Here is a 24,438-nt window from a genome sequence, read left to right on the forward strand (position 1 = left end):
CATGACGACCATTCATCAGGCCATGGTGCTCGCTGCGGGTCTCGGCACCCGTTTGCGTCCGATCACCGATAGGATGCCGAAGCCGCTGGTGCCCGTCGCCGGCAGGCCGATGATCGACTATGCGCTCGACGCATTGGCCGATTCGGGCGTCACCCGCGCGGCGGTCAACGTGCATCATTTCGCGGACCGGATGGAAGCACATCTGAAAGCCTATCCGCGCATGGACATCCTGATCTCCGACGAGCGGGCGGGGCTGATGAATTCCGGCGGCGGGCTCGCCAAGGGCCTGAAACTGCTCGAACCGGGCCTCGCCTATGTGATGAATGCCGACCTCTTCTGGATCGGCGAGAAGCCGGACAAGAAGACCAATCTCGAACGCCTTGCCGAATTCTTCGATCCGGAAGCGATGGACATGGCGCTGCTCTGCGTGCCGCTCGATCGCACCACGGGCCATAACGGCAAAAAGGACTTTCAGCTCGATCCGGACGGGCGGCTTTCCCGCTACCGTGACGGCCGCGACAATCCCGTCGTCTATGCCGGCGCTATCGTCATGCATTCGTCGCTCCTCGACGACGCGCCGGCCGGCGCCTTCAACCTCAACATCTACTTCGACAGGGCGATCGACAAGGGCCGGCTCTACGGTCTGATGATGGACGGGCACTGGATCACCGTCGGCACGCCGGAAGCGCTGCCGGAAGCCGAGGCGGTGATCGCGCGCCACATGGCGGAGGCCTGATGCCCATGTCCGCCCGGCAGAAACGGGTCTTCTCCATTCCCGCCGGGGCGCCGTTCCTGAAAACCGTGGCCGCCGCCCTCTGCGATGGCAGGCTCAGCGAGACCTTCCGATACGATCCCTCCGATCCGCTTTCCGATCACCTGGCGCTTGCCGATGTGACGATCTTCGTGCCGACCCGCCGCTCCGCCCGCGTGCTGCGCTCGGAATTCGTCGATCGCCTCGGCGGGCGATCCGCCATCCTGCCGGTCATCCGCCCGCTCGGCGAAACGGATGACGACAGCGGCTATTTCGATCTCGTGGCGCCCGAGGAAATGGACCTGGCGCTGCCGATCGGCGGCACGGCCCGGCTTCTGGAGCTCGGGCAACTGATCCTCGCCTGGCGCAACCAGCTTCCGAAGATCGTCCTCGACGTTCATTCGGAATCGCCGCTCGTGGCGCCGGCGAGCCCCGCCGACGCCATCTGGCTCGCCCGGGCGCTCGCCGAACTGATCGACGCCGTCGAGACGGAAGAGCGCGACTGGACCGATCTGAAGAAGCTCGATACCGGCGAACATGCGCTCTGGTGGCAATTGACCGCCGAGTTCCTGTCGATCGCCAGCGCCTACTGGCCGGCAAGGCTTGAGGAGCTGCGCCGTTCCTCGCCGGCAAAACATCAGGCGGCGATCCTGCGCGGCGAAGCCCGGCGCATCGCTTCCCGGCATCACAAGGGTCCCGTCATCGTCGCCGGCTCGACCGGTTCGGTGCCTGCGGCATCCGATCTGATCGCCGCCATTTCCCGGCTGCCGAACGGCGCCGTCGTGCTGCCGGGCCTCGACCTTTCCATGCCGGCCGATCAATGGGCGATGATCGGCGAGGAAGCTCCGGGCGGCAAGCTGGAGCCGGCGAGCCGCAGCCATCCGCAATTCGGCCTGTCGCGGCTGCTGCGGAAACTGGAAGTGACGCGCGAAGACGTCGAGACGCTGGGTGATGTGCCCTCCGACCTCGCCTTCCGGGCCGAAGCGATTTCCCAGGCGCTGGTGCCGGCCAAGGCCACCGACCGCTGGAGCACGTGGCGGGAGGCCGCCGATCCCCAGCTCCTCGGCCAGGCCTTTGCCGATGTCTCGCTCATCGAGGCTGCGAACGAACGCGAGGAGGCGGTCGCCATAGCGATTGCGTTGCGTCTGGCGCTCGAACAACCGGGGAAGGACGGCGGCGAAACCCAGGCGGCGCTGATCACGCCGGACCGCGCGCTGGCCCGCCGGGTCACCGCCGAACTCGCCCGCTTCGGCATCGTCGCCGACGATTCGGCCGGCTCAGCTCTCTCCGGAACGCCGCAAGGCACGCTCACTCAGCTTCTTCTCGAAGCGACGCTGAGACCCGGAGATCCGGTGGCGATCGCCGGCTTGCTCAAGCATCCCCTGCTGCGCCTCGGTTTGCCGGCGGCCGAGTTGCAGCAGGCAGTGCAAGCGCTGGAAGTGCTGGCGCTCCGCGGCGGCACCGGCGACATGGACATTTCCGCGCTGGAACCGCTGCTGGACGAACAGCTTGCCGCGCAGCGCGGGGACAGGCACCCGCCGCATTGGCGGCTGTCGCTGCCGGAGGATGCGGCGGACGGGGCCCGGGACCTCGCCCGGCGGCTGGCAAAGGCCGCCGAACCGCTCGCTTCCGCTCTCGTGCGCCGCCGGCCGGATGGCCGCGGCCTGACCACGAAGCTGACGCTCGCCGATTGGGCGGAACGCACCGGCCGGGCGCTGGAAGCGATCGCCATCGACGAACGCGACAATCTTGCCGCCCTCTGGTCCGGCGAGGCCGGCGAAAGACTGGCCGGGCTGCTCTCCGAAGTCATCGGGACCGAAGGGCAGATGGAGGCGGACGGTCCGCAATGGATCGACATCGTCATGGCGCTGACGACCGGCGAGGCGGTGAAACCCCGTTCGCTCAGCCACCCGCGCGTCTTCATCTTCGGCACGCTGGAAGCGCGGCTGCAGAGCGTCGATACGATGATCCTCGGGGGCCTGAACGAGGGATCCTGGCCGGGCCAGACCGTCAACAACCCGTTCCTCTCCCGCACGATGAAGACGGATATGGGCCTCGAACCGCCGGAGCGGCGGATCGGTCAGCTCGCCCACGATTTCGAGATGGCCTGCGGCACGCGGCATCTCATCCTGTCCCGCTCGCTGCGGCAGGGCTCGACGCCGACCGTCGCCTCGCGCTGGCTGCAAAGGCTGCTGGCGCTCGGCGGCAAACCGCTCGCCGACGCGCTCAAATCCCGTGGCGAGCTGTATCGCCAATGGGCCCTGGCGATCGACATGGGCGAAAACCAGCAGCCGGCTAAAAGACCAGCACCAAAGCCGCCTGCGGAACTACAGCCGAAGAGCTATTCCTTCAGCGAAGTGGGCCGGCTGCGCCGCGACCCCTATTCGGTCTACGCCCGGCGCATCCTGAAGCTCGATCCGCTCGATCCCTTCAACCGCGATCCCGGCGCCTCCGAACGCGGCACGCTCTATCACGCGATCATCGACCGCTATACGCGCGAGGGCCACAAGCCCGGCTCGCCGGCGGCGCAGGAAGCGATGCGGCGGATCGCGCAAGAGCTTTTCGACGCGGAGCAATTGCCCCCGCACATCGACCGCGTGTGGCGGCCGCGCTTTTGGCAGGTCGCGCGTGCCTTCCTCGACTGGGAGGCGGAGCGCGCGCCGGATATCCGCAAGACGCTGACCGAGGTGGGTGCCGGGTGGGAGGTGGAGCCCGCCGGCATCCGCGTCACCGGGATTGCCGACCGCATCGACATCAAGGGTTCGGGGCTCGCCGATCTCGTGGATTACAAGACAGGCCTCAGCCCCTCCGTCTCGCAGGCGCGGGCGCTGCTCGATCCGCAGCTCGCCCTGGAAGCGGCTGCCCTGCAGGCAGGAGCGTTCCGGGACGCCGGTTCCCTGACGCCGGGCGACCTCGTCTATGTCCGGCTGAGGCCGGGCGATCGTTTCAAGGCGGAAAGGATCAACAACGAAGATTTCTCCGCGACCGCCAAGCGCCAGCCCAAATCCGCCCTCGACCTGGCGCAGGAATCGCTCGAGCAGCTGACCCGCTTCGTCGTCACGCTGCGCAACGGCGAAGCCGGCTTCGCGTCGCGGCTGATCCCTTTCATGCAGGGCGATTTCGGCGGCGAATACGATCATCTCGCCCGGGTGGCGGAATGGTCGACGGCCGACGATGACGGGGAGGCCGAAGCGGATGAATGATCTCCTCCCGGAAGACGACGATCCGATCAGATGGATCAACTGGACGACGGTGCAGCAATCGCTCGCCTCCGATCCGGTGAGCTCCGCCTGGGTCTCGGCCAACGCCGGCTCCGGCAAGACGCATGTGCTGACTCAGCGCGTCATCCGGCTGCTGCTTTCCGGCTGCCGGCCTTCCTCCATTCTCTGCCTCACCTATACCAAGGCCGCGGCATCGGAAATGTCGAACCGCGTCTTTCAGAGGCTTTCCGAATGGACGGTGCTTTCCGACGACGAGCTCCGCAAGAAGATCGCCGCGATCGAGGGTTCCGACCCGGATGTCTTCAAGCTCGCCGAAGCGCGGCGCCTTTTCGCCAAGGCGCTGGAAACGCCGGGCGGCTTGAAGATCCAGACGATCCACGCCTTCTGCGAGGCGCTGCTGCACCAGTTTCCGCTGGAGGCCAATGTCGCGGGACATTTCGCGGTGCTCGACGACCGCGCCGCCTCGGCCCTGCTTGCCGAAGCACGGCGTTCGCTGCTGACCGCAACGTCTGCGGAAGACGATCCGGAACTCGCCGAAGCCTTCGCGCATGCGCTCGATCTCGGCGACGAATCCGGGCTTGAAACGCTGCTCTCCGATATCATCGCCAACCGCACGGCTATCCGCCGCTTCGTCGTCCATGCGGAACGGCATGGCGGCATCGGCATCGAATTGAAGCGCGCCTTCGGTCTCGATCCGGCCGATACGGAGGAGAGCATAGCCGCCGGCTATTGGCCGCTGCCTGGCCTTTCCGGTCTGACGCTCGACCTCTATCTCGCACTTGCCGCCGAGAAAGGGGGATCGAAAGTCACGGAGGTCGCCTATGGGCTTCGGATGATCGCCAAGGAACCGGATGTCTTCAAGCGCGCCCAGTCTCTCGACCAGATCTTTCTGACCCGCGAGGGCAAGCCGAAAGCGGATAGTTCTCTCGTCGCCAAAGCCATGGTGACCACGGCGCCGGAACTGGCCGGCGCGATCGACGCCGCCCGCTCCCATGTTCTCACATGCCGCGACCGGCTGCGGCTTGCGCGGATGCTTGCCGCCACCAGGGCGGCGCTGACGCTCGCCCGGCGGCTCAACGACGACTACGAGGACCTGAAGAAGCAACGCAGCCTGCTCGACTTCGAGGACCTGATCGCCCGCACGGCCGATCTCCTCACCCGCGACGGCGTCGGCGCCTGGGTGCATTACAAGCTCGATCAGGGCATCGACCATATCCTTGTCGACGAGGCGCAGGACACCAGCCCCATCCAGTGGACGGTGATCAAGTCGCTGGCGGAAGATTTCTATTCCGGCACCAGCGCCCGCGAGACGCGCCGCACCATATTCGCGGTCGGGGATGAGAAACAGTCGATTTATTCCTTCCAAGGCGCCCGGCCGGAGCGGTTCGCAGAGGAGCGCAGCGAGACCGAAAAGCGGGTGAGGGCAAGCGGCCAGCCTTTCCATCCGGTACGGTTGCCGCTCTCCTTCCGCTCGACGGCCGACGTGCTTGCCGCCGTCGACCAGGTCTTCTCGCTGGAAGAAAACGCCAAGGGGCTCTCTGCGCTCGGCGAACCGGTGCAGCACCGTTCCAACCGCATCGGCCATCCGGGCGCCGTCGATCTCTGGGACGTGGTGGTGCCGGAGGTTTCGGAACAGGAAGAGGATTGGACCGCGCCCTTCGACGCCACGCCGGACAAGGCGCCGTCCGCCGTTCTCGCCAGCCGCATCGCCAACCGGATCGGCGAGATGGTCGGTAAGGAAACGGTGATCGAAAAGGGCGTGGAACGGCCGATCGAACCGGGCGACATTCTCGTGCTCGTCCGGAAACGCGATGCCTTCGTCAATGCGCTGACCCGGGCTTTGAAACGGCGCGACAACATCCCCGTCGCCGGGGCCGACCGGCTGCGGCTGACGAGCCATATCGCCGTGCAGGACCTTCTGGCGCTCGGCCGTTTCCTGGCTCTGCCGCAGGACGATCTTTCGCTGGCGGCATTGCTGAAAAGCCCGCTTTTCAACCTTGCCGAAGAGGACGTCTTCGAGGTCGCGGCTTTGCGAGCGGACAATGCGAGCGCCTGGACGCAGCTCAACCGATTAGCCGACGAACAGCCCTTGCGCTTCCGCGACGCGGCGGAGCGTTTGCAACACCTTCTGGTTCTTTCGCGACAGCTCAGCCCGCACGATCTCTTTGCCCGCATTCTCGGGCAATATGGCGGCCGGCGGAAATTCCTCGGCCGGCTCGGCACCGAGGCAGGCGATATCCTGGACGAATTCCTGACCTTCGCGCTCGACCACGAGACCAATGGCCTGCCGGGCCTGCAGGCTTTTATTTCGACGCTGGAGCTCGAATCGCCGGAGGTGAAGCGCGAACAGGACGGCGGCCGCAACGAAGTTCGGATCATGACCGTGCATGCTTCCAAGGGTCTGGAGGCGCCGGTCGTCTTCCTGGTCGACAGCGGATCGAAAGCCTTCATCTCCTCGCATGTGCCGAAATTCCGGCTGCTTCGGATCGGCAACGAGGAAATCCCCGCCTGGGTGCCGGGCAAGGCGCTGAGCAATGCCATGACCGCGACCGATGACGAGCGGATCAGGAAATCGACCGAGGAGGAATATCGCCGGCTGCTCTATGTCGGCATGACCCGTGCCGCCGACCGGCTGATCGTCTGCGGCTACCGGGGAACCCGGGAAAATCCCGATACCTGGCAGGCGATGATCTCCAAGGCGCTTGCCGCGGACGAGCACCGTTGCCGCCCGGCGCGATTCAGCGGGCCGGATGGCGAGTGGGCCGGCTTCCAATGGCGGCTGCCTGTTTCCTCCACCCGTGTTGCGACGGCGGAGCATAAGCAGGCTGCGCCAGATGGGAAACCGCTCCTGCCCCCTGCCCTTTCCCGTCCCTTGCCGGTTCAAAAGATGCTGCCGCGGCCGCTTTCCCCTTCCGGTGCCGGCACGATGATCGAGGACGAGGTGGACGACCTGATCGTCACCTCGCCGCTGTTCGGGGAGAAGCAGAATGCCGGCCTTGCGCTTCAGAAAGGCAAGCTCGTCCATCGCATGCTGCAGATGCTGACGGAATTTTCCGGGCCCGAACGGGAGGCGGCAGCCCGGCGTTATGCCGAACGCACCGCCCGCTTCTGGCCGGCAGCGGAGCGGGAGAACCTCGTTGCCTCTGTCATGTCCGTGCTTGCCCATGAAGAGCTCGCGCCGATCTTTTCCGAGCGGAGCCAGTCGGAAGTCTCGATCATGGGCACGCTGACGCTCGAAGGAAAGAATTATGCGATCTCCGGCCGTATCGACCGGCTGGTGGTGACGGAGACCCAAGTCGTCATCCTCGACTACAAGACCAACCGCGTACCGCCGAAGCGGGCGGAAGAGGTGCCGCTGTCGCATCGTGCCCAGCTCGCCATCTATCGCGAAATCCTCAAGCCGCTTTATCCCGGAAAGACCTCCGAATGCGTGCTTGTCTACACCGAATCGGCCGAGGTGATCGCGCTGCCGCCGGAACTCCTGTCACGTTCGCTTGCGGAACTCAAAACAAAGTGAGATGACAGGCCATTGAAAACTTTGAGCGCCGGCCTCACATTTGGATCAACAGAGAATCGTGAAGGAGAGCCCCATGGCTACCGTTAAGGTCGATAACAGCAATTTCCAGGCCGAGGTCCTCAACTCCGCCGAACCGGTCATCGTGGATTTCTGGGCCGAATGGTGCGGCCCGTGCAAGATGATCGCTCCGAGCCTTGAGGAAATCGCCACCGAACTCGCCGGCAAGGTGAAGGTCGCAAAGCTGAATATCGACGAAAACCCGGAACTCGCTGCCCAGTTCGGCGTGCGCTCGATCCCGACGCTCGCCATGTTCAAGGGTGGCGAAGTGGCCGATATCAAGGTCGGCGCCGCTCCGAAGACTGCCCTTTCGGCCTGGATTTCCAGCGCCGCATGATTTTGTTAGTAGCATGACCTCGTAAAAAACCGGCTGTCTCCCTGCAGCCGGGTTTTTTATTTGTCCGATCGGCGGAAATTCACCTCACACCTTTTCTGACTTATCCGGTCACGTCGGCGGCGTGCCGTTGTCGGCGAGCGCATTGCCGGCGAAATAAAGCGAGCCGCCGATCAGGATCCGGGGGGGCAGGGCATCTGGCAACTGCCTGCGGGTGATTTCCTGCAACGCTTCCGCAATCGAGCCCGCCGGCTCGGCGACAAGCCCGGCATCGAAGGCCGAATGGGCGAGAGCCACGGGATCCAGCGCCGCCTCGCTGCCGCGGATCCTCACGGTGAAGACATGTTCGGCGATATCCGCGAAGGCGCGGAAGTAACCGACGGGGTCTTTCGTATTGATCATCCCGGCAATGATGTAGAGCGGCCTCGGCTGGCGTTCCTCGAAGGCCACCATGGCTTCGGCGATCACCTCGCCGGCACCGGGATTATGACCGCCATCCACCCAGATTTCGGCACCCGCCGGCGCGTATTGCAGCAGATTGCCTTCCGTCAGACGTTGCAGGCGGGCGGGCCATTCGACCATCGTCATCGCCTTTTCCATCACGGCTTCGGTGACGGTGAAGCCCGCCGCCTTGACCGCCCGGATGGCGGCGGCGGCGTTGGCATATTGATGCCGGCCGGGCAGCCTCGGCAGCGGAAGGTCGGCAAGGCCGAATTCGTCCTGATAGAGCAGTCGGCCGAACTCCTCATGCGCCGAAAAATCCTGACCGTAGACGGACGTCGGACAGCCGAGCCTTTCGGCGGTCGAAACCAGCACCTCGCGGGCGGCGTCGAACTCCTGCTGGCCGATCACGACCGGCCGGCCACGCTTCATGATGCCGGCCTTTTCGGCGGCAATCAGCTCCACCCGGTCTCCGAGATAGGCCTGATGATCGAGCGAGATCGGCATGATGACCGAGACGGCCGGATCGGGGACGACGTTGGTGGAATCGAAACGCCCGCCCATGCCGACTTCCAGGATCACGGCATCCGCCGGCTTCTCGGAGAAAAGCAGAAAGCTGACGGCCGTCAGGATTTCGAAGACGGTGATCGTCTGGCCGGCATTCGCCTCCCCCACCCGGCGCAGCGCATCGGCAAGATCGGCATCCGAGACGAGCTGGCCCCGGCCACCCTTCACTCCGATCCGATACCGCTCATGCCAGTTGACCAGGTGCGGCGAAGTATCGACATGGACCGAATAGCCGCCCGCTTCGAGGAGCGCGCGGCAGAAGGCGGTCACGGAACCCTTGCCGTTCGTGCCGGCCACATGGATCACGGGCGGCAGTTTCAGATGAGGATTGCCGAGAACTTCCAGAAGCCGCGAAATCCGGTCGAGCGACATATCGAAACCCTTCGGGTGAAGGGTCATCAGGTGCTCGATTTCCTTTTCGGCTTCGCTTGCCGCGGCTTCATTCATAGTGGTCATCCCGCCGCTCCGTCCCTCGATGGCTCAGCCTTTATCATGCGCTGGCGGCAACGGGCACCGGAAGCGCTTCCCGAACGGACTGTTTCGTCAGCATCTTCAGAAGCTTGGCGAGCGTCGCCGGAATGTCGTGGCGCTTCACGACCATATCGACCATGCCGTGCTCCAGCAGGTATTCCGAAGTCTGAAAGCCCTCGGGAAGCTTTTCGCGCAGCGTCTGCTCGATGACCCGCTTGCCGGCAAAGCCGATTTCCGCACCCGGCTCGGCGATATGGATATCGCCCAGCATGGCATAGGAGGCCGTGACGCCGCCGGTCGTCGGATTGGTCAGCACGACGATGTAGGGTAGGCCCGCTTCCTTCAATATGTCGACCGCGACCGTGGTGCGCGGAAGCTGCATCAGCGACAGAATGCCTTCCTGCATGCGCGCGCCGCCGGAAGCCGGGAAGATGACCAGCGGGCATTTTTCCGCGACGGCCCTTTCGCAGGCCTTTACGATCGCCTCGCCGGCCGCAAGCCCGAGCGAGCCGCCGATGAAGTTGAACTCATGCACGACGGCGACGAGCTTCACGCCCCGAACCTGACCGATGCCGGCCAGAATCGTGTCTTCCTGCTCGGTCTTGGTGCGGCTGTCCTTGAGGCGGTCGATATATCGCTTCGAATCACGGAATTTCAGCGGATCCTGAACCACCTTCGGCTGCGGCAGCGATTCATAGACGCCGCCATCGAAAAGGTCGGTCAGGCGCGCCTTGGCCGGCATCTTCATATGGTATCCGGAGGCCGGAATGACCCATTTGTTCTCTTCCAGATCCTTGTGGAAGACCATCTCCCCGGTTTCCGGGCACTTGATCCAGAGATTCTCCGGGACTTCCCTGCGGCCCAGCATGGAGTTGATGCGCGGCCGGACGTAATTGGTGATCCAGTTCACTTGGCGTACTCCGAGTTAAACCCTGCCTTATGTGGGAAACTATTCGGCGGCAACAAGGCGCGCGGCCCGCACGCCGGTCGCAAGACCCCTTACCAGGGTCGCAACGGAAGCGACCGTATCCGGGCCGGCCTTTCCGTCCTTCGTCAGGCTGCCGGCGATCTGGGCGACGATTGCCGTGCCGACCACGACGCCATCGGCCGCGGCACCGATCGCCTTCGCATGATCGGCCGTCTTGACGCCGAAGCCGACGCAGACCGGGAGGTTCGTGTGGCCCTTGATGCGGTTGACGGCACCGGAGACCAGCGACGGATCCGGCAGGGCGGACCCGGTGATGCCTGTCATCGAGACGTAATAGACGAAGCCGGACGTGTTCTTGAGAACCGCCGGCAGGCGCTTGTCGTCGGTGGTCGGCGTCGCGAGGCGGATGAAGTTGATGCCCTTCGCAAGCGCCGGGATGCAGAGCTCGTCATCCATTTCCGGCGGCAGATCGACGACGATCAGGCCATCGATGCCGGCGGCGATCGCGTCGTCCAGGAACTTCTCGACGCCGTAGATATAGATCGGATTGTAGTAGCCCATCATGACGATCGGCGTCTCGTTGTCGCCCTCGCGGAATTTGCGGGCGAGGTCGAGCGTCCGGCCCAGCGTCTGGCCGCCCTTCAGCGCGCGCTGGCCGGCCATCTGGATGGCCGGGCCATCCGCCATCGGATCGGAAAAGGGCATGCCGAGCTCGATGATATCGGCGCCGGCTGCCGGAAGTGCCTTCATGATGCCGAGCGAGGTGTCGAAATCCGGATCGCCGCCCATGAAATAGGTGATCAGGGCGGGACGGCCCTCGGACTTGAGAGCCGCGAAACGATTGTCCATACGAGCTGTCATATCAGAGTTCCACTCCGAGAATCTTGCCGACCGTGAAGATGTCCTTGTCGCCGCGACCGGAGAGGTTCATCACGATGATCTGGTCCTTGCGCATCTTCGGCGCCCGCTTGATGACTTCGGCGATCGCGTGGCTCGCCTCCAGCGCCGGGATGATGCCTTCGAGACGGGTCAGGGTCTGGAATGCGTCGAGCGCTTCCTGATCCATGATCGGAACGTATTCGACGCGGCCGATGGAATGTAGCCAGCTGTGCTCCGGCCCGATGCCCGGATAATCGAGGCCGGCGGAGATCGAATGGCCTTCAAGAATCTGTCCGTCATGATCCTGCAGGAGATAGGTCCGGTTGCCATGCAGCACGCCCGGGCTGCCTGCGGTAATCGAAGCGCAATGCTCGACGCCTTCGAGGCCGCGGCCACCCGCCTCGACGCCGACGATCTGCACGCTTTCGTCATCCAGGAAGGGATGGAAGATGCCGATCGCGTTCGAACCGCCGCCGACGGCCGCGACGACGAGATCGGGCAGCCGCCCTTCCGCTTCGAGAATCTGCGCGCGGGCTTCCTGACCGATGACCGCCTGGAAATCACGGACCATTTCCGGATAGGGATGCGGGCCGGCAGCGGTGCCGATCAGGTAATAGGTGTTCTCGACATTGGTGACCCAGTCGCGCAGCGCCTCGTTCATGGCGTCCTTCAGCGTGCCGCTGCCGGCGGTGACCGGCTTCACTTCGGCGCCCAGGAGCTTCATGCGGAAGACGTTCGGCGCCTGGCGCTCGACGTCGGTGGCGCCCATATAGACGACGCAGGGGAAGCCGAAACGGGCGCAGACCGTCGCGGAAGCCACGCCGTGCTGCCCGGCGCCGGTCTCGGCAATGATGCGGGTCTTGCCCATGCGCTTCGCCAGCAGGATCTGGCCGATGCAATTGTTGATCTTGTGCGAGCCGGTGTGGTTCAGCTCTTCGCGCTTGAAGTAGATCTTCGCGCCGCCGAGATGTTCGGTCAGGCGTTCGGCGAAATAAAGCGGGCTCGGACGGCCGATGTAATGAGTGCCGAGCTCAGCCAGTTCCTTCTGGAAGGCCGGATCGTTCTTCGCCTTTTCCCATTCGCCCTGCAGCTCCAAAATCAGCGGCATCAGCGTTTCGGCGACGAAGCGCCCGCCGAAAATGCCGAAACGGCCGTCCTCATCGGGGCCGGATCGGAACGAATTGGGTATTGGCGTCTGGTTCACTCTTAACTCCCTCACGCGCCCTTGCGCACCGTGGCGGCCGCCACGGCATCGAAAAACGCATCGATCATTCCAAGGTCCTTGACGCCCGGCGCGCTTTCCACACCGGACGAGGTATCGATACCCCTTGCCTTCGTGGACGCGAGCGCAAGAGCGACATTATCCTTGTTCAATCCTCCGGAAAGCATGTAATCCACGCTCTCGTCAAGCGAGGCCATCAGGCCCCAGTCGAAGGAAACGCCATTGCCGCCGGGCAGTTCCGAACCTTTGGGCGCCTTGGCGTCGAACATGAAACGGTCGGCGACGCCGATATAGGGATCGATCCGATCGAGATCGCCGGCTTCCCGAACCGAAAAAACCTTCATGACCGGCAGGCCGTATAGCGCCTTCACGTGCAGCACCCGTTCCGGGCTTTCATTGCCGTGGAGCTGCAGGATATCGGGCCGCAGCAGCGAGACGATGTCGTCGAGTTCCTCTTCACCGGCATCGACCGTCACCGCGACGATCTTCACCCGGCCGCGAACGCGGTCGGCAAGCTCGCCGGCAACATCCGGATCGATGTTGCGCGGGCTTTTGGAAAAGAAGATGAAACCGATATGCGTGGCGCCCCGCGCCACCGCGCGATCGACAGCCTCGGGCGTCTTCAAACCGCAGATTTTGATGTCAGGTTTCATGACGTGCGGAGTGGCACGAAATCTTGCCGGAGTCGAGGCAAATCCTTGCCGCCGCTCGAAGATGGCCGAAAACTTATGGCACGCGAACAAAGATGGATAGAGTCACCCCTTGGCGATCTCGGTTGTTTTTGTTCGGCCGGGACACGTCGTGTGCCTCGTATTGAATTTTTATATGTGACACGCGACGTGTCCCGTTCGGTCAGTTTTTCCGCGCAACTCCGGTCCCTCTGCGGCGGTATGGTCTTATGTCCTTGCGGATGCCATACCGGGTTGTGTGCGACACACGCACGCCCCGCCTTAAGACGGGAGGGGGACCATTTTCTGCGCAGCCCCCGACAACCCGCCTGCATCAACGGCAGACCGCCAGGGCACCGGTCCCGTCTCGCCGGCGATGCGCATCCGGTGTAGCCGAAACGGAACGGGCAAAGCATGGCACGGGTTTGCAGGGCGGGGATGAACGGAGGCGATTTTTTCTGTCGATTTTTTCAAGGCATTGATTTGTCTCACGTCACCCCCCTCTGCCCTGCCGGGCATCTCCCCCTCAAGGGGGGAGATCGGATGGGGGCACGGGCTTCCTCAAACAACCATGGCATAGATCTGCAAGCCATTGCCTTGATGGGGAGGTCAGCCGCTTGTGATCTTCACTCAAAATCGATCGCGTGCAACTGCGAGCCGTGCTGCCTCAGCCATTTGCGGGCCTCTTCCATGCGCGGGCAGAGCTCCCTGCAGAGCGCCCAGAATTTCGGGCCGTGGTTCATCTCCTTCAGATGCGCCACCTCGTGCGCCGCGAGGTAATCGATCACCAGCGGCGGCGCCATGACGATGCGCCAGGAAAAGCTCAAGTTTCCGTCCCAGGAGCAGGAACCCCAGCGGCTGCGGGTATCCTTCATGGTGATGGAAGCGACCGGATGACGGATGGCGGCGGCGTGGCGGGCGACCAGGGCCTCGATATCCCTGCGCGCCTCCTTTTTGAGGAAGGCGGAAAGCCGGCGGCCCATGTGATCCTCAAGGCCGCTCACCCGCAGCACCGGCTTGCCGTCAATCACAACCGCCTCGGTCAGCCCGCGCAAGGTGCCGGTATGCTCGATGCGGTGGGGCGTGCCACGGAAGGGAATGTGGCCGCCGGGCCGGATCGGGTTGTCGGTGGAGAACTTGGCGAGCTTGGTGAGCAGCCAGCCCTGATGCCGGTCGAGGAAATCGTCGATCTCGCCCTTTCGCAGCCCTGCCGGCACCGTGAGATTGAGCGCCCGGCCGCCCGGCTCGATCCTGAGCGTGATGCGGGTGGCGCGGCGGTTTTCCCGGATCGTCAGGGGCATCGCCCGATTGCCGACATGAAGAGTGCGCTTCACCGTTTCGAGCGGTCTCGATTTCGAACGGACAGGCTTTTTCAGAAGCGCGAACATGAACCCCTTTTAGCCGATTCCCCGACATAAAAAAGCCGGCGCCCCAAGACGCCGGCTCACGATCACGTTTCACGTGAATCCAAACCGCCCGTTACAGATCCACGACCGGGTTTTCGCCGGAAGGACGGTTCCTGCGCTCGCGCATGAAGCGGTCGAATTCTTCCTGGTCCTTGGCACGGCGAAGCTCGCGGACGTAATTGTCGAACTCTTCCCGCATCTCGTCGAGCTTGCGGCGCTCTTCCTCGAGGCGCTCCAGCTCGGCCTTGCGCCAATCGTCGAAGGCGACGTTGCCGGTGGAGAAATGCGTATTGTAGCGACGGCCCGCGCGACGGCAGCCGGCGAACATGCGGTCGGCGCGATCATTCGCATCGCGCTTGAAGCCGCGGAGCCTTTCCCCGAAGAGGATATAGGCGAGCATGGCCAGGCCCAGAGGCCAGAAGACCACGAAACCGAGCACCATGAGAGCGATGGTGGCCGGCGTCCAATCCGGACGAATCAATGCTGACTGGTTCATAGGTCACACCCTGAAGTTCTGCGGGTGGCCACATGCCAGCCCGACTGAATCCGATTTGGTGAGACCATGATCCGCCTTCAAGAAGACGGAACATTAAATCGGTGAAAGTGCTGATATCAAAGCCGGAATTTGCAGAATTCCAGTCAATCAGCCGGTCTTGCCGCCTTTGATGACCCGCTTGACCGGCGTTTTTCTTGCCTGCGCCCTGGCGTGTTTCTGAATAAAGGCGACGATGCGCGGGGCGATCTCGCGGCGGAAACGGGAGCCGTTGAAGACGCCGTAATGGCCGACATCGGGCTGCATGTAATGCATGCGCATGTCTTCCGGAATGTTCGGGCAGATGGTCTGCGCCGCCCTGGTCTGGCCAAGGCCGGAGATATCGTCGTTCTCGCCTTCGATCGTCAGCAGCGCCACATGGCGGATCGCCCTGGTGTCGACCGGCGTGACCCGGTGCATCATCTCGCCCTTGGGCAGGGAATGCCTGATGAAGACCGTATCGACCGTCTGGAGATAGAATTCCTCCGTCAGGTCCATGACCGCCAGATATTCGTCGTAGAAGTCGCGGTGCTTTTCGGCGGACTCGCCGTCGTTCTGGACCAGGTGTTCGAAGAATTCCTTATGGGCGATCAGGTGCCGGTCGAGGTTCATCGACATGAAGCCGGACAATTGCAGGAAACCCGGATAGACGCGGCGCATGAAGCCCGAATGCGGCCACGGCACATTCATGACGACATTGTCGCGAAACCATTCGAGCGGATGCTCTTCCGCCAGCCTGTTGACGGCCGTCGGATTGATGCGGGTATCGATCGGGCCGCCCATGAGGATCATCGAGGCCGGCAGCATCGAATCCCGCTGGGACTCCATCACCGCCACGGCCGCCAGAACCGGCACGGAGGGCTGACAGACGCCGATGACATGCGTGCCGGCACCGATGACATGCGTCATCTCGATGACGTAGTCGATGTAGTCGTCAAGATCGAACCGGCCGTCGGTGACCGGCACCATGCGGGCATCGATCCAGTCGGTGATGTAGACATCCGCATGCGGCAGAAGCGCTTCCACGGTGCCGCGCAGCAGCGTCGCATAGTGGCCCGACATGGGCGCCACGATCAGGATCTTCTGGTCCGCAGCCCGGCCGGCCGGCAGGTCGCGGCGGAAATGCAGGAGATTGCAGAAAGGCTTTTTCCAGACAATCTCCTCCGTGACCGCCACGGGCTGGCCGTCAACGACAGTTTCGGGAAGGCCGAATTCCGGCTTGCCGTAACGGCGCGTCACGCGCTCGAAGACCTCGAGGCCCGCAGACAGCGTACGGCCGAACTCGGTCTGCGACACCGGATTGAGCGGATTGGCGTAGAAGAATCGCATGGCATCCGCCGCGGCGCGGAACGGCGCCATGGCGGCATGGTTCATCTCGTAGAGCTGATAGAACATCGAAGTGCCACCTCTCGTGATTTCCGACAACGTATTCGACAGAGACATCGAACCGATCGGTTCAGCAGCAATTGCGGGATAAGCTAGCACTTTTTTACTGCGGTGCAACATATGAGGAGATACCGGCTTGGTTTGCCGAGGGAAGAATGAACGGACGCCCGGATGATCCGGTATCCTTACAATGACATTTAAGGCTTAAAGTTCCGCCTTCCAAGGGTGGTTAAGGACCCGTGTCCGCCGGAGACACGGATCCTGCAGCCGCTTACAGGTTATTTGTTTTGCGCACTTTCGCAACGTCAAAGGTCAGCCACGAAGGTCTGGCGCTGGGTGCCGAGACCTTCGATGCCGAGCTCGACGACATCTCCGGCCTTGAGATAGCGGGGCGGCTTCATGCCGAGACCGACGCCCGGCGGCGTGCCGGTGGAGATGACGTCCCCCGGATGCAGCGACATGAACTGGCTGAGATAGGAGACCAGATAACGGACGCCGTAGACCATGGTGCGGGTCGAGCCGTTCTGCATCTTTTCGCCGTTGACGGTGAGCCACATGCCGAGGTTCTGCGGGTCGGCGACCTCGTCCTTGGTGACAAGCCAGGGGCCGATCGGCCCGAACGTATCGCAGGACTTGCCCTTGGTCCACTGTCCGGAGCGCTCCGCCTGGAAGGCACGTTCAGAAACGTCGTTGGTCAGGCAGTAGCCGGCAACATAATCCAGTGCATCGGCTTCGGAGACATATTTCGCGGTCTTGCCGATAACGACGCCGAGTTCCACCTCCCAGTCGGTCTTCACAGACCCGCGCGGGATGATCACGTCGTCGTTCGGGCCGCAGATGGCCGACGTCGCCTTCATGAAGATGATCGGCTCCGGGGGGACAGTGGCGCCCGTCTCGGCGGCATGGTCGGAATAGTTGAGGCCGATGCAGATAAACTTGCCGGTGCCGGCGACGCAGGGGCCTATGCGGACCGGCTGCAGTTCCGGCAGATTTTCCAGATCGAGAGCGGCGATCTTCGCCAGGCCTTCCGGGGAAATCCCCGTGCCGGCGATATCGGCCACATGGCCGGAAAGATCGCGGATCTTGCCTTTGCCGTCCAGAATTGCCGGTTTTTCATGGCCCGGCTCGCCAACGCGCATCAATTTCAAAGGATGTCCCTCCACTTCGTCGGAGAGTTTTATGGAGCAAGCCTCCCGGCTTGTCACCCCCGTTCTGCGTCGGCACGAAGCATCTGTTGCCAAGGGGGCAAACCGGCCTATTCTCTTCTTCCCGGCCAGACCGGCAACAGCGATTTCAAGAGGATGCCATGACCAGCAGCAATACCCGCGACTCGGAATTTCCGATCGACGTCTTCTTCCTGGATCGCTGGTCGCCGCGCGCCTTTACCGACGAGACGATCACCCGGGAGACGATGCTGACCATATTGGATGCCGCCCATTGGGCACCTTCCTCCGGCAACAACCAGCCCTGGCGGTTCATCTACGCATTGCGCGGCACGCCCTCGTTTCCTGTTCTCGTCGATATCCTGAGCCCCGGAAATCAGCGCTGGGCGAAAAATGCGGCGGCGCTGATGTTCGTCGTCTCGAAGACTTATCAGGTTTCGAAGGACGGCGAACGGAAGCCCGCCTATACCCATTCCTACGATACGGGTGCGGCCTGGTTCTCGGTCATCTGCCAGACGATGAAGCTCGGGTACCATGCGCATGGCATGGAAGGGTTCGACAAGGAGAAGGCCGTCGAAGCGCTCGGCCTCCCCGAGGGATATCGCGTCGAAGCGGCGGCGGCGATCGGCCGGATCGCCGACAAGAGCACCCTGCCTGACGACCTCAGGGAACGGGAAGTGCCGAGCAAGCGGAAGCCGGTTTCCGAAATCGCCTTCGAGGGAAAATTCACCGGCGAACCTTGAGGTTCTTCCAGATGTGTTTCACGTGAATCCATATCCACAGGAAAGATTCACGTGAAACATTTTTTGCTGGACAAGCAAAAACGGCGGTCACGAGGACTGCCGCTTTTGTTTTCTTCCGTCGTGCTCGGGACAAGCCCGAGGATGCTTTAAATATCGAGGTTGGCGACGCTCAGCGCATTGTCCTGGATGAACTCGCGGCGCGGCTCGACCTCGTCGCCCATCAGGCGCGAGAAGAGGCCGTCGGCATCGGTCGCGTCGTTCACCTTCACCTGCAGCAGCGAGCGGACGTTCGGGTCGAGCGTCGTTTCCCAAAGCTGCTCGGCATTCATCTCGCCGAGGCCCTTGTAGCGCTGCATCGAAAGACCCTTGCGGCCTGACGCGAAGATCGAGTCGAGCAGTGCCCGCGGACCGGAAATTTCCTGCTCGCCGTCCTTGCGGGCAAGAACCGGCGGCGTGTGATAGATTTCCTGCAGGCGCGCCGTCATCTGGTCGATATGGCGGGCATCCGCCGAACCGATCAGCGCCACGTCGAGGACCGCGACTTCGCGGACGCCGCGCACCATGCGCTCGAAGCGCAAGCCGCCCTCGCCCGTCACGTGGCCCGACCAGCCGCGCTCGGTTTCTTCCGCGATCATGTCGAGACGGCGGGCGACCTCATCGGCCGTCTGCTGGGCGCGCTCGCGGTTGTCCGTCAGTTCCGGGTTCAACGCGCCGGCGATCGCCGCCTGTTCGATGATCGAGCGGCTGTAGCGGGAATGCAGGCCCTCGACCAGCGAGCGAAGCCGCAGCGCGTCCTGGATGACCTCGCGAAGGTCCTGGCCGGCGCGCACTTCGCCGGAGCCAAGCGTCAGGGTGGCCTCTTCGAGACCCATGCTGATCAGGTATTCCTCCAGCGCCGCCTCGTTCTTGAGATACTGGATCGATTTGCCGCGAGTGACCTTATAGAGCGGCGGCTGGGCGATATAGATGTGGCCGCGCTCGATCAGGTCCGGCATCTGGCGGAAGAAGAAGGTCAGGAGCAGCGTGCGGATATGGGCGCCGTCGACGTCCGCGTCCGTCATGATGATGATCTTGTGGTATCGCAGCTTGTCGGCGTTGAACTCGTCCTTGCCGATCGAGGTGCCGAGCGCGGTGATCAGCGTTCCGATTTCCTGGCTCGACAGCATCTTGTCGAAACGGGCGCGCTCGACATTCAAAATCTTGCCGCGCAGCGGAAGGATCGCCTGGTTCTCACGCGAACGGCCCTGTTTGGCGGAGCCGCCTGCGGAATCACCCTCGACAAGGAAGAGTTCGGACTTGGCCGGATCGCGCTCGGAGCAATCGGCGAGCTTGCCGGGAAGCGAGGCGATGTCGAGAACGCCCTTGCGGCGGGTCAGTTCGCGCGCCTTGCGCGCCGCCTCGCGAGCGACGGCGGCTTCCACTACCTTGCCGACCAGGACCCTGGCTTCGCTCGGATGTTCCTCGAACCAGGTGTTCAGCGCCTCGTTCACAAGGCTTTCGACCACGGGGCGGACTTCCGAGGAAACCAGCTTGTCCTTGGTCTGCGAGGAGAATTTCGGATCCGGCACCTTTACCGACAAGACGGCGGTCAGGCCTTCACGGCAGTCTTCGCCCTGCAGCGTAACCTTTTCCTTCTTGGTGATGCCGGAAGTCTCGGCATAGGACGTGACCTGACGCGTCAGCGCGCCGCGGAAACCGGCCATATGCGTGCCGCCGTCCCGCTGCGGGATGTTGTTGGTGAAGCAGAGCACGTTTTCGTGGTAGCTGTCGTTCCACCACATGGCCACCTCCACGGTGATGCCGTCCTTCTCACCCTTGATGGCGACCGGCTTATCGACGAGCGGCTTCTTGGAACGGTCGAGATAACGGACGAAGGCCTCAAGGCCGCCGTCATAGATCATCTCCTCCTCCTTGATATCCGGCTTACGCTTGTCCGTGAGCCGGATTCTGACGCCAGAGTTCAGGAAGGCCAGTTCGCGCAGGCGATGCTCGAGCGTGTTGTAGTCATACTCGGTCATCGTGAAGGTTTGAGGGCTGGCGAGGAAGGTGACCTCGGTGCCCGAGCGGCCCTCATATTCGCCGACCACCTTGAGCGGCTCATCGGCAACGCCATGCGTGAAGGAGATCTCGTGGATCTTGCCATCGCGGCGGATGCGCAGCCTCAGCCAGACGGAAAGCGCATTGACGACGGAGACGCCGACGCCGTGCAGGCCGCCGGAGACCTTGTAGGAATTCTGGTCGAACTTGCCGCCCGCATGCAGCTGGGTCATGATGACTTCGGCGGCCGAGACACCCTCGCCGCTATGGATAGCCGTCGGGATGCCGCGGCCGTTGTCGGTCACGGTGACGGAACCATCCGGATTGAGCGTGACGGTCACCAGGTCGGCATGGCCGGCCAGCGCCTCGTCGATCGCGTTGTCGACCACTTCGTAGACCATGTGATGCAGGCCGGAGCCGTCGTCGGTATCGCCGATATACATGCCGGGACGCTTGCGGACGGCATCGAGGCCCTTCAGAACCTTGATCGAGTCGGCACCATATTCGGCACTCGCGCCATTCTCGCTGACGGGTGTATCGGTCATCAATTATCTTCCAATTCGTTTGAGATGCCGGTTAAGCGAATCACCGGCCATTCCACCCTTAGAATATAGGGAAATCGGGGCGGTTTCTAAAGGTTGAGCCCTGTGAAAGCGGCAGGAAAGCCGTGGATGCGTGCCGAATTTAACCGGAAAGACGGCTTTTCTCCAGCAGCGTGTCCATTTCTTCTATCACGTCCGGCGGCAAAGTGCGAATCGCTTGCGCGAGACGATTGGCGAAGGCCGTATACGGTGCCGGAAGGCCCGACGTATCCAGCACGACCTTCGGCCGGGAGGCATCCGCCAGACGGAACAATTCCTCCGCCTCGTCCCAGATGACGTTGAAGTAACCGGCGATCCGCTGCAGAAGCTCGAAGGTCGGCTTGCCGCGCCGGCCATGTTCCAACGCGGAAAGATAGGCCGGCGTAACGCCGATCGCTTCCGCAAGCTTGCGCTGGGTGACGCCCTTGCGCCGGCGAAGCTCCCGAAGCGCCTGACCGAAAGGCGTCATTCCCAATCCTCCCGGAACCTACCTCCGCGATTGTCCCTGGGACTGCGGGCGAGCCGCACATACATGGCGCCTTCGCCGCCGTGATGCCGCGCCGCCCATTCATAGGACGAGATCAGAAAGCGAAACTCCGCCTTGGAGAACCAGAGCGGCACCGCCCGACGGAGCGCGCCTTCGCTGCCCATCGAACTGCCCTTGCCCGTGATGACAAGAACGTGACGAAGCCCGCGCTCATGGGCCCGAAACAGAAAATCGAGCAGCAGATCATGCGCCTCTGCCTGGAATAGGCCATGGAGATCAAGACGCGCTTCGATCGGCAGGCGACCCTTGGCGAGCTTTTTCTTCACCGGCTTTTCGAGAGGATGGTGGATGCCGCCGGGCTTCCCTGCCTTCGGAGCCGCTATTTCCGTTGCCCAGCTTTTCGGCGCCGGAGCAGGTTCCGGCTTCGCCGCTTCCTCCGAGGCAAGCTTTGTCGCCTCCTCTTCCTCGAATTCCAGGATTTCCTTCATCCGGCCCGGGAGCGCACGGGTGGATTTGGCCACCTTGCCCCAAAGGATACGCTCTTCCGGATCGAGTTTCCGACCGCTCTTCATCCGCCGTACCTTCCGGCTGCCGCCTTGGGGACGAGGATATAGAAATCCGCATCGTTGCGCACCGTTCCCGCCAATTCGCCCGCTTCGAACCCGGAGCCGGTGAAAATATCGCCTCGCGCCGGACCGACGATCGCAGAGCCGGTGTCGAGGGCCAACATCAGCCGTCCAAAGGGCTTTCCGCCGGTAAGATGGGTCAGGCTCTCGGAGCGGATGAAGAACGGAAAGCCGAACGTGTGGATCTGCCTGTCGACGGCGAGCGATCGGCCGGCAATCAGCGGCACCTTGGCTGCAGCCACCGGCCCGAGCGACGGGTCGGAAACATCCGCATCGCGAAAGAAGATATAGGACCGATTGTGCCAGAGAACTTCGTCGACCTTAGCCGGGTTCCGACCGAGCCAGGCGCGAATGCTCTGCATGGATATCTGCGCCGGCTCGATCTCGCCGCGATCGATCAGGAGCTTGCCGATGGGCGAGAAAGGATGGCCGGCCTTGGCCGCATAGGTGATCCGCCGCACTCTTCCGTCCGGGTATTTCAGCCGCGCCGCGCCCTGAACATGGGTGAAGAAGACGTCGACCTTCGACTTCGCATAGGCGATCTCCAGGCCCCGGCCTTCGAGAAAGCCGCGATCGATCTCGCCGCGATCCGGATAAGGACAGATGCCCTCAGGCGTCCGGCGACCGAACATGTAGCCGGAGTCCATCCGCGCGGGCCGGTTCGTGTCATCCAGATCGACGAGATCATCCGGGCGATAGTAAAAGGGATGGGTCCAGACCTCGTCGCGCCTGTCCGAAACCTCGACCTCCGGCTCGTAAAAGGCCGTAACGAAACCGCGCCGTCCATCATTGCGGGAGATCAGGAACGGCGTGCAACGGGTTTCGAAAAAGGCGCGGGCGGAAGCGGCATCGGCCGGTGCATCGCCGACGGCCTCGAGAAGAGCAGCGAGCTCATTTGCCGTCAGGCCGAGCGAGCCTGTGCGATAAGGTTTGACCTTGCGGACATGCTCCAGGCACGCCTGCATGCCGGCAAAGAGCGGCCTCGGATCGTCGTCTTTCCATCCCGCAAGATCGGAAAAGGAAACCGGCCGGAGCGTGAAATCCGCGAAACTGCCCGTCATTGCTCGGATTCGGTGGCGACCAGCTTCCAGTTCGGGTCGCGGGAGCGGATATCGCGAGCGAAAGTCCATATATCGGTGACCTCGGCGACGGTCTCCTGGTCACCCTCGATCAGCGTGCCGGCCTTGTCATAGGTGGCGGAGATCAGCTGGCTGACGATGCGAACCGTCACCTGAACCTCCGAATCCTTGAGCGCCGCCTGGGTGATATCCGCCTTATCAATACCGACGAAGGTGGATTTCACCACTTCGCCTCGGGCTTCGCGTTCGGAAATCGCCGCATCAAATCCGTCAAAGACCTCCTTGGACAGAAGGCCTTTCAGCGTCTTACGGTCGCCATCGGCAAAGGCCATGACGATCATCTCGTAAGCCATGCGGGCGCCGTTCAGAAACTCGCGGGGTTGAAAGGAGGGATCGGCCTTGACCACTTCGCGAAGGGCCGCGTTCAACGGCGTATCGGGCTTCGCCACCGCATCGATATCCGCGTAACGCTGCTCATCGTCCTGCGCATCACGGCGCGGCAGCGTCACCACCTTGCCGTCGTCCCCGTTCGCATTCTTCGCGACATCCCGAGGACTGAAGGGATCGAACGGCGGCTTCTCGTTTCCCGTCCGCCGGCCGAGCACACTGCGCAGTTGCAGGAAGATCAGAACGGCGGCGACCAGGAAAAAGAGTGTTATAAAGTCGTTGGAACCCATCTTAACCCGCAATGCTGTTTAAATGTTCGGTACACTTTCTCATATAGTCCGCATCCGCCGATCATTCAAATGGCGAAGACGTTAGCGCCGGAATACTGCCGGCCTTGTGAAGAACTGGGAACACCATGCGTTTCTTTCTCGTGCCGCTTATTCTCATCGGCTGGCCGCTTATGGAAATCGCCGGCTTCGTGCTCGTCGGGCGTGCGGTCGGTCTCTGGGCGACACTCGGCCTGGTCGTCGGCACCGCGGTGCTCGGTGCGGTTCTGCTCCGCAGCCAGGGCATGCATATCCTGAGACAGATTTCCACCGAGGGCCGCGAGGGCCGGATGCCGGCAAGAACCCTCATCGACGCCGCGATGATCGTCGTGGCCGGCATTCTGCTTCTGTTGCCCGGTTTCATCACCGACATCATCGGGCTCGCACTCTTCATCCCTTTCGTGCGCAGCCTTCTCTGGTCGCTGATCGGCCGGCGCATCGTGGTGGTCCGTTCGCCCGGCAGCACGAGCTATCGCTACGATGGCGGAAGACCCTCCGGGGAAGGAAGGAAGCCGGGACCGGTGGTCGATCTCGACGAGCAGGATTTCCATCGCGATCCCGACTCCTCTCCGCCCAATTCCTCTTCTCCCTGGACCGGGCCGCGAAACGGGGAACCTTGAGCGCCCGAC

The 24,438-nt window shown here is 63.0% G+C and carries 20 protein-coding genes; 6 read left to right on the forward strand and 14 right to left on the reverse strand.

Annotation, left to right across the window (positions count from 1 at the left end):
* Position 1: 1 nt before the first annotated feature.
* The 4 genes from ACMGE0_RS18910 to trxA all read left to right on the forward strand — a co-directional run bounded on the left by ACMGE0_RS18910 (position 2) and on the right by trxA (position 7,883).
* A complete protein-coding gene (locus ACMGE0_RS18910) occupies positions 2-736 on the forward strand; it encodes a nucleotidyltransferase family protein (protein ID WP_436817421.1) in 735 nt (244 codons plus the stop codon).
* Positions 736-3,954 (forward strand): double-strand break repair protein AddB, encoded by a 3,219-nt coding sequence (addB, locus tag ACMGE0_RS18915; RefSeq protein WP_436817422.1) that lies wholly within the window; start codon positions 736-738, stop codon positions 3,952-3,954. The genes ACMGE0_RS18910 and addB overlap by 1 nt, the downstream gene beginning before the upstream one ends.
* Entirely contained in the window at positions 3,947-7,489 is a 3,543-nt protein-coding gene (gene addA, locus ACMGE0_RS18920; protein ID WP_436817423.1) for a double-strand break repair helicase AddA, read from the forward strand. The genes addB and addA overlap by 8 nt, the downstream gene beginning before the upstream one ends.
* Positions 7,490-7,562: 73 nt before the next feature.
* Positions 7,563-7,883, forward strand: coding sequence for a thioredoxin (gene trxA / locus ACMGE0_RS18925; protein ID WP_436817424.1), 321 nt, complete (start codon positions 7,563-7,565; stop codon positions 7,881-7,883).
* A 108-nt stretch (positions 7,884-7,991) separates the two neighbouring features.
* Here the strand turns inward: trxA and ACMGE0_RS18930 are convergent, their stop codons facing one another.
* The 9 genes from ACMGE0_RS18930 to ACMGE0_RS18970 form a co-directional block, all read right to left on the reverse strand.
* Positions 7,992-9,344, reverse strand: a complete 1,353-nt coding sequence (locus ACMGE0_RS18930) for a bifunctional folylpolyglutamate synthase/dihydrofolate synthase (RefSeq protein ID WP_436817425.1) — start codon at positions 9,342-9,344, stop codon at positions 7,992-7,994.
* A 34-nt stretch (positions 9,345-9,378) separates the two neighbouring features.
* Positions 9,379-10,269, reverse strand: a complete 891-nt coding sequence (accD, locus tag ACMGE0_RS18935; protein ID WP_436817426.1) for an acetyl-CoA carboxylase, carboxyltransferase subunit beta — start codon at positions 10,267-10,269, stop codon at positions 9,379-9,381.
* Positions 10,270-10,308: 39 nt separating this feature from the next.
* Entirely contained in the window at positions 10,309-11,148 is an 840-nt protein-coding gene (gene trpA, locus ACMGE0_RS18940) for a tryptophan synthase subunit alpha (RefSeq protein ID WP_436817427.1), read from the reverse strand.
* Position 11,149: 1 nt separating this feature from the next.
* A complete protein-coding gene (gene trpB, locus ACMGE0_RS18945) occupies positions 11,150-12,370 on the reverse strand; it encodes a tryptophan synthase subunit beta (protein ID WP_436817428.1) in 1,221 nt (406 codons plus the stop codon).
* Positions 12,371-12,381: 11 nt separating this feature from the next.
* A complete protein-coding gene (locus tag ACMGE0_RS18950) occupies positions 12,382-13,041 on the reverse strand; it encodes a phosphoribosylanthranilate isomerase (RefSeq protein WP_436817429.1) in 660 nt (219 codons plus the stop codon).
* Positions 13,042-13,682: 641 nt separating this feature from the next.
* Complete coding sequence (locus tag ACMGE0_RS18955) at positions 13,683-14,444, reverse strand: M48 family metallopeptidase (RefSeq protein ID WP_436817430.1); 762 nt, start codon at positions 14,442-14,444, stop codon at positions 13,683-13,685.
* Positions 14,445-14,535: 91 nt separating this feature from the next.
* Entirely contained in the window at positions 14,536-14,958 is a 423-nt protein-coding gene (locus tag ACMGE0_RS18960; RefSeq protein ID WP_436817431.1) for a DUF2852 domain-containing protein, read from the reverse strand.
* A gap of 147 nt (positions 14,959-15,105) precedes the next feature.
* Positions 15,106-16,389 carry a polyhydroxyalkanoate depolymerase gene (locus ACMGE0_RS18965; protein ID WP_436817432.1) on the reverse strand — a complete coding sequence of 428 codons (1,284 nt, stop codon included), beginning with the start codon at positions 16,387-16,389 and terminating at the stop codon, positions 15,106-15,108.
* Positions 16,390-16,685: 296 nt separating this feature from the next.
* A complete protein-coding gene (locus ACMGE0_RS18970; protein WP_436817433.1) occupies positions 16,686-17,528 on the reverse strand; it encodes a fumarylacetoacetate hydrolase family protein in 843 nt (280 codons plus the stop codon).
* Between the two features lie 158 nt (positions 17,529-17,686).
* Here ACMGE0_RS18970 and ACMGE0_RS18975 point away from each other — a divergent pair, with 158 nt between their 5' ends.
* A complete protein-coding gene (locus tag ACMGE0_RS18975; RefSeq protein ID WP_436817434.1) occupies positions 17,687-18,286 on the forward strand; it encodes a nitroreductase family protein in 600 nt (199 codons plus the stop codon).
* A gap of 146 nt (positions 18,287-18,432) precedes the next feature.
* Here the strand turns inward: ACMGE0_RS18975 and gyrB are convergent, their stop codons facing one another.
* From gyrB to ACMGE0_RS19000, 5 genes are all read right to left on the reverse strand, one after another.
* Positions 18,433-20,868, reverse strand: coding sequence for a DNA topoisomerase (ATP-hydrolyzing) subunit B (gyrB, locus tag ACMGE0_RS18980; RefSeq protein ID WP_436817435.1), 2,436 nt, complete (start codon positions 20,866-20,868; stop codon positions 18,433-18,435).
* Between the two features lie 139 nt (positions 20,869-21,007).
* On the reverse strand, positions 21,008-21,373 hold the full coding sequence (locus ACMGE0_RS18985; RefSeq protein ID WP_436817436.1) for a helix-turn-helix domain-containing protein: 366 nt from the start codon (positions 21,371-21,373) through the stop codon (positions 21,008-21,010).
* A complete protein-coding gene (locus tag ACMGE0_RS18990) occupies positions 21,370-21,963 on the reverse strand; it encodes a Smr/MutS family protein (RefSeq protein WP_436817437.1) in 594 nt (197 codons plus the stop codon). Before ACMGE0_RS18990 ends, ACMGE0_RS18985 begins: the two co-directional genes overlap by 4 nt.
* Positions 21,960-23,078, reverse strand: a complete 1,119-nt coding sequence (gene mltA, locus ACMGE0_RS18995) for a murein transglycosylase A (protein WP_436817438.1) — start codon at positions 23,076-23,078, stop codon at positions 21,960-21,962. The genes ACMGE0_RS18990 and mltA overlap by 4 nt, the downstream gene beginning before the upstream one ends.
* Entirely contained in the window at positions 23,075-23,773 is a 699-nt protein-coding gene (locus ACMGE0_RS19000; RefSeq protein WP_436817439.1) for a Tim44/TimA family putative adaptor protein, read from the reverse strand. Before ACMGE0_RS19000 ends, mltA begins: the two co-directional genes overlap by 4 nt.
* A gap of 125 nt (positions 23,774-23,898) precedes the next feature.
* Here ACMGE0_RS19000 and ACMGE0_RS19005 point away from each other — a divergent pair, with 125 nt between their 5' ends.
* The gene (locus ACMGE0_RS19005) at positions 23,899-24,429 is read left to right on the forward strand and encodes an FxsA family protein (protein ID WP_436817440.1); all 531 of its coding nucleotides are present in this window, start codon (positions 23,899-23,901) and stop codon (positions 24,427-24,429) included.
* The last annotated feature ends 9 nt before the right edge of the window (positions 24,430-24,438 follow it).

The organism is Neorhizobium descurainiae, assembly GCF_051400715.1.
GTDB lineage: Bacteria > Pseudomonadota > Alphaproteobacteria > Rhizobiales > Rhizobiaceae > Neorhizobium.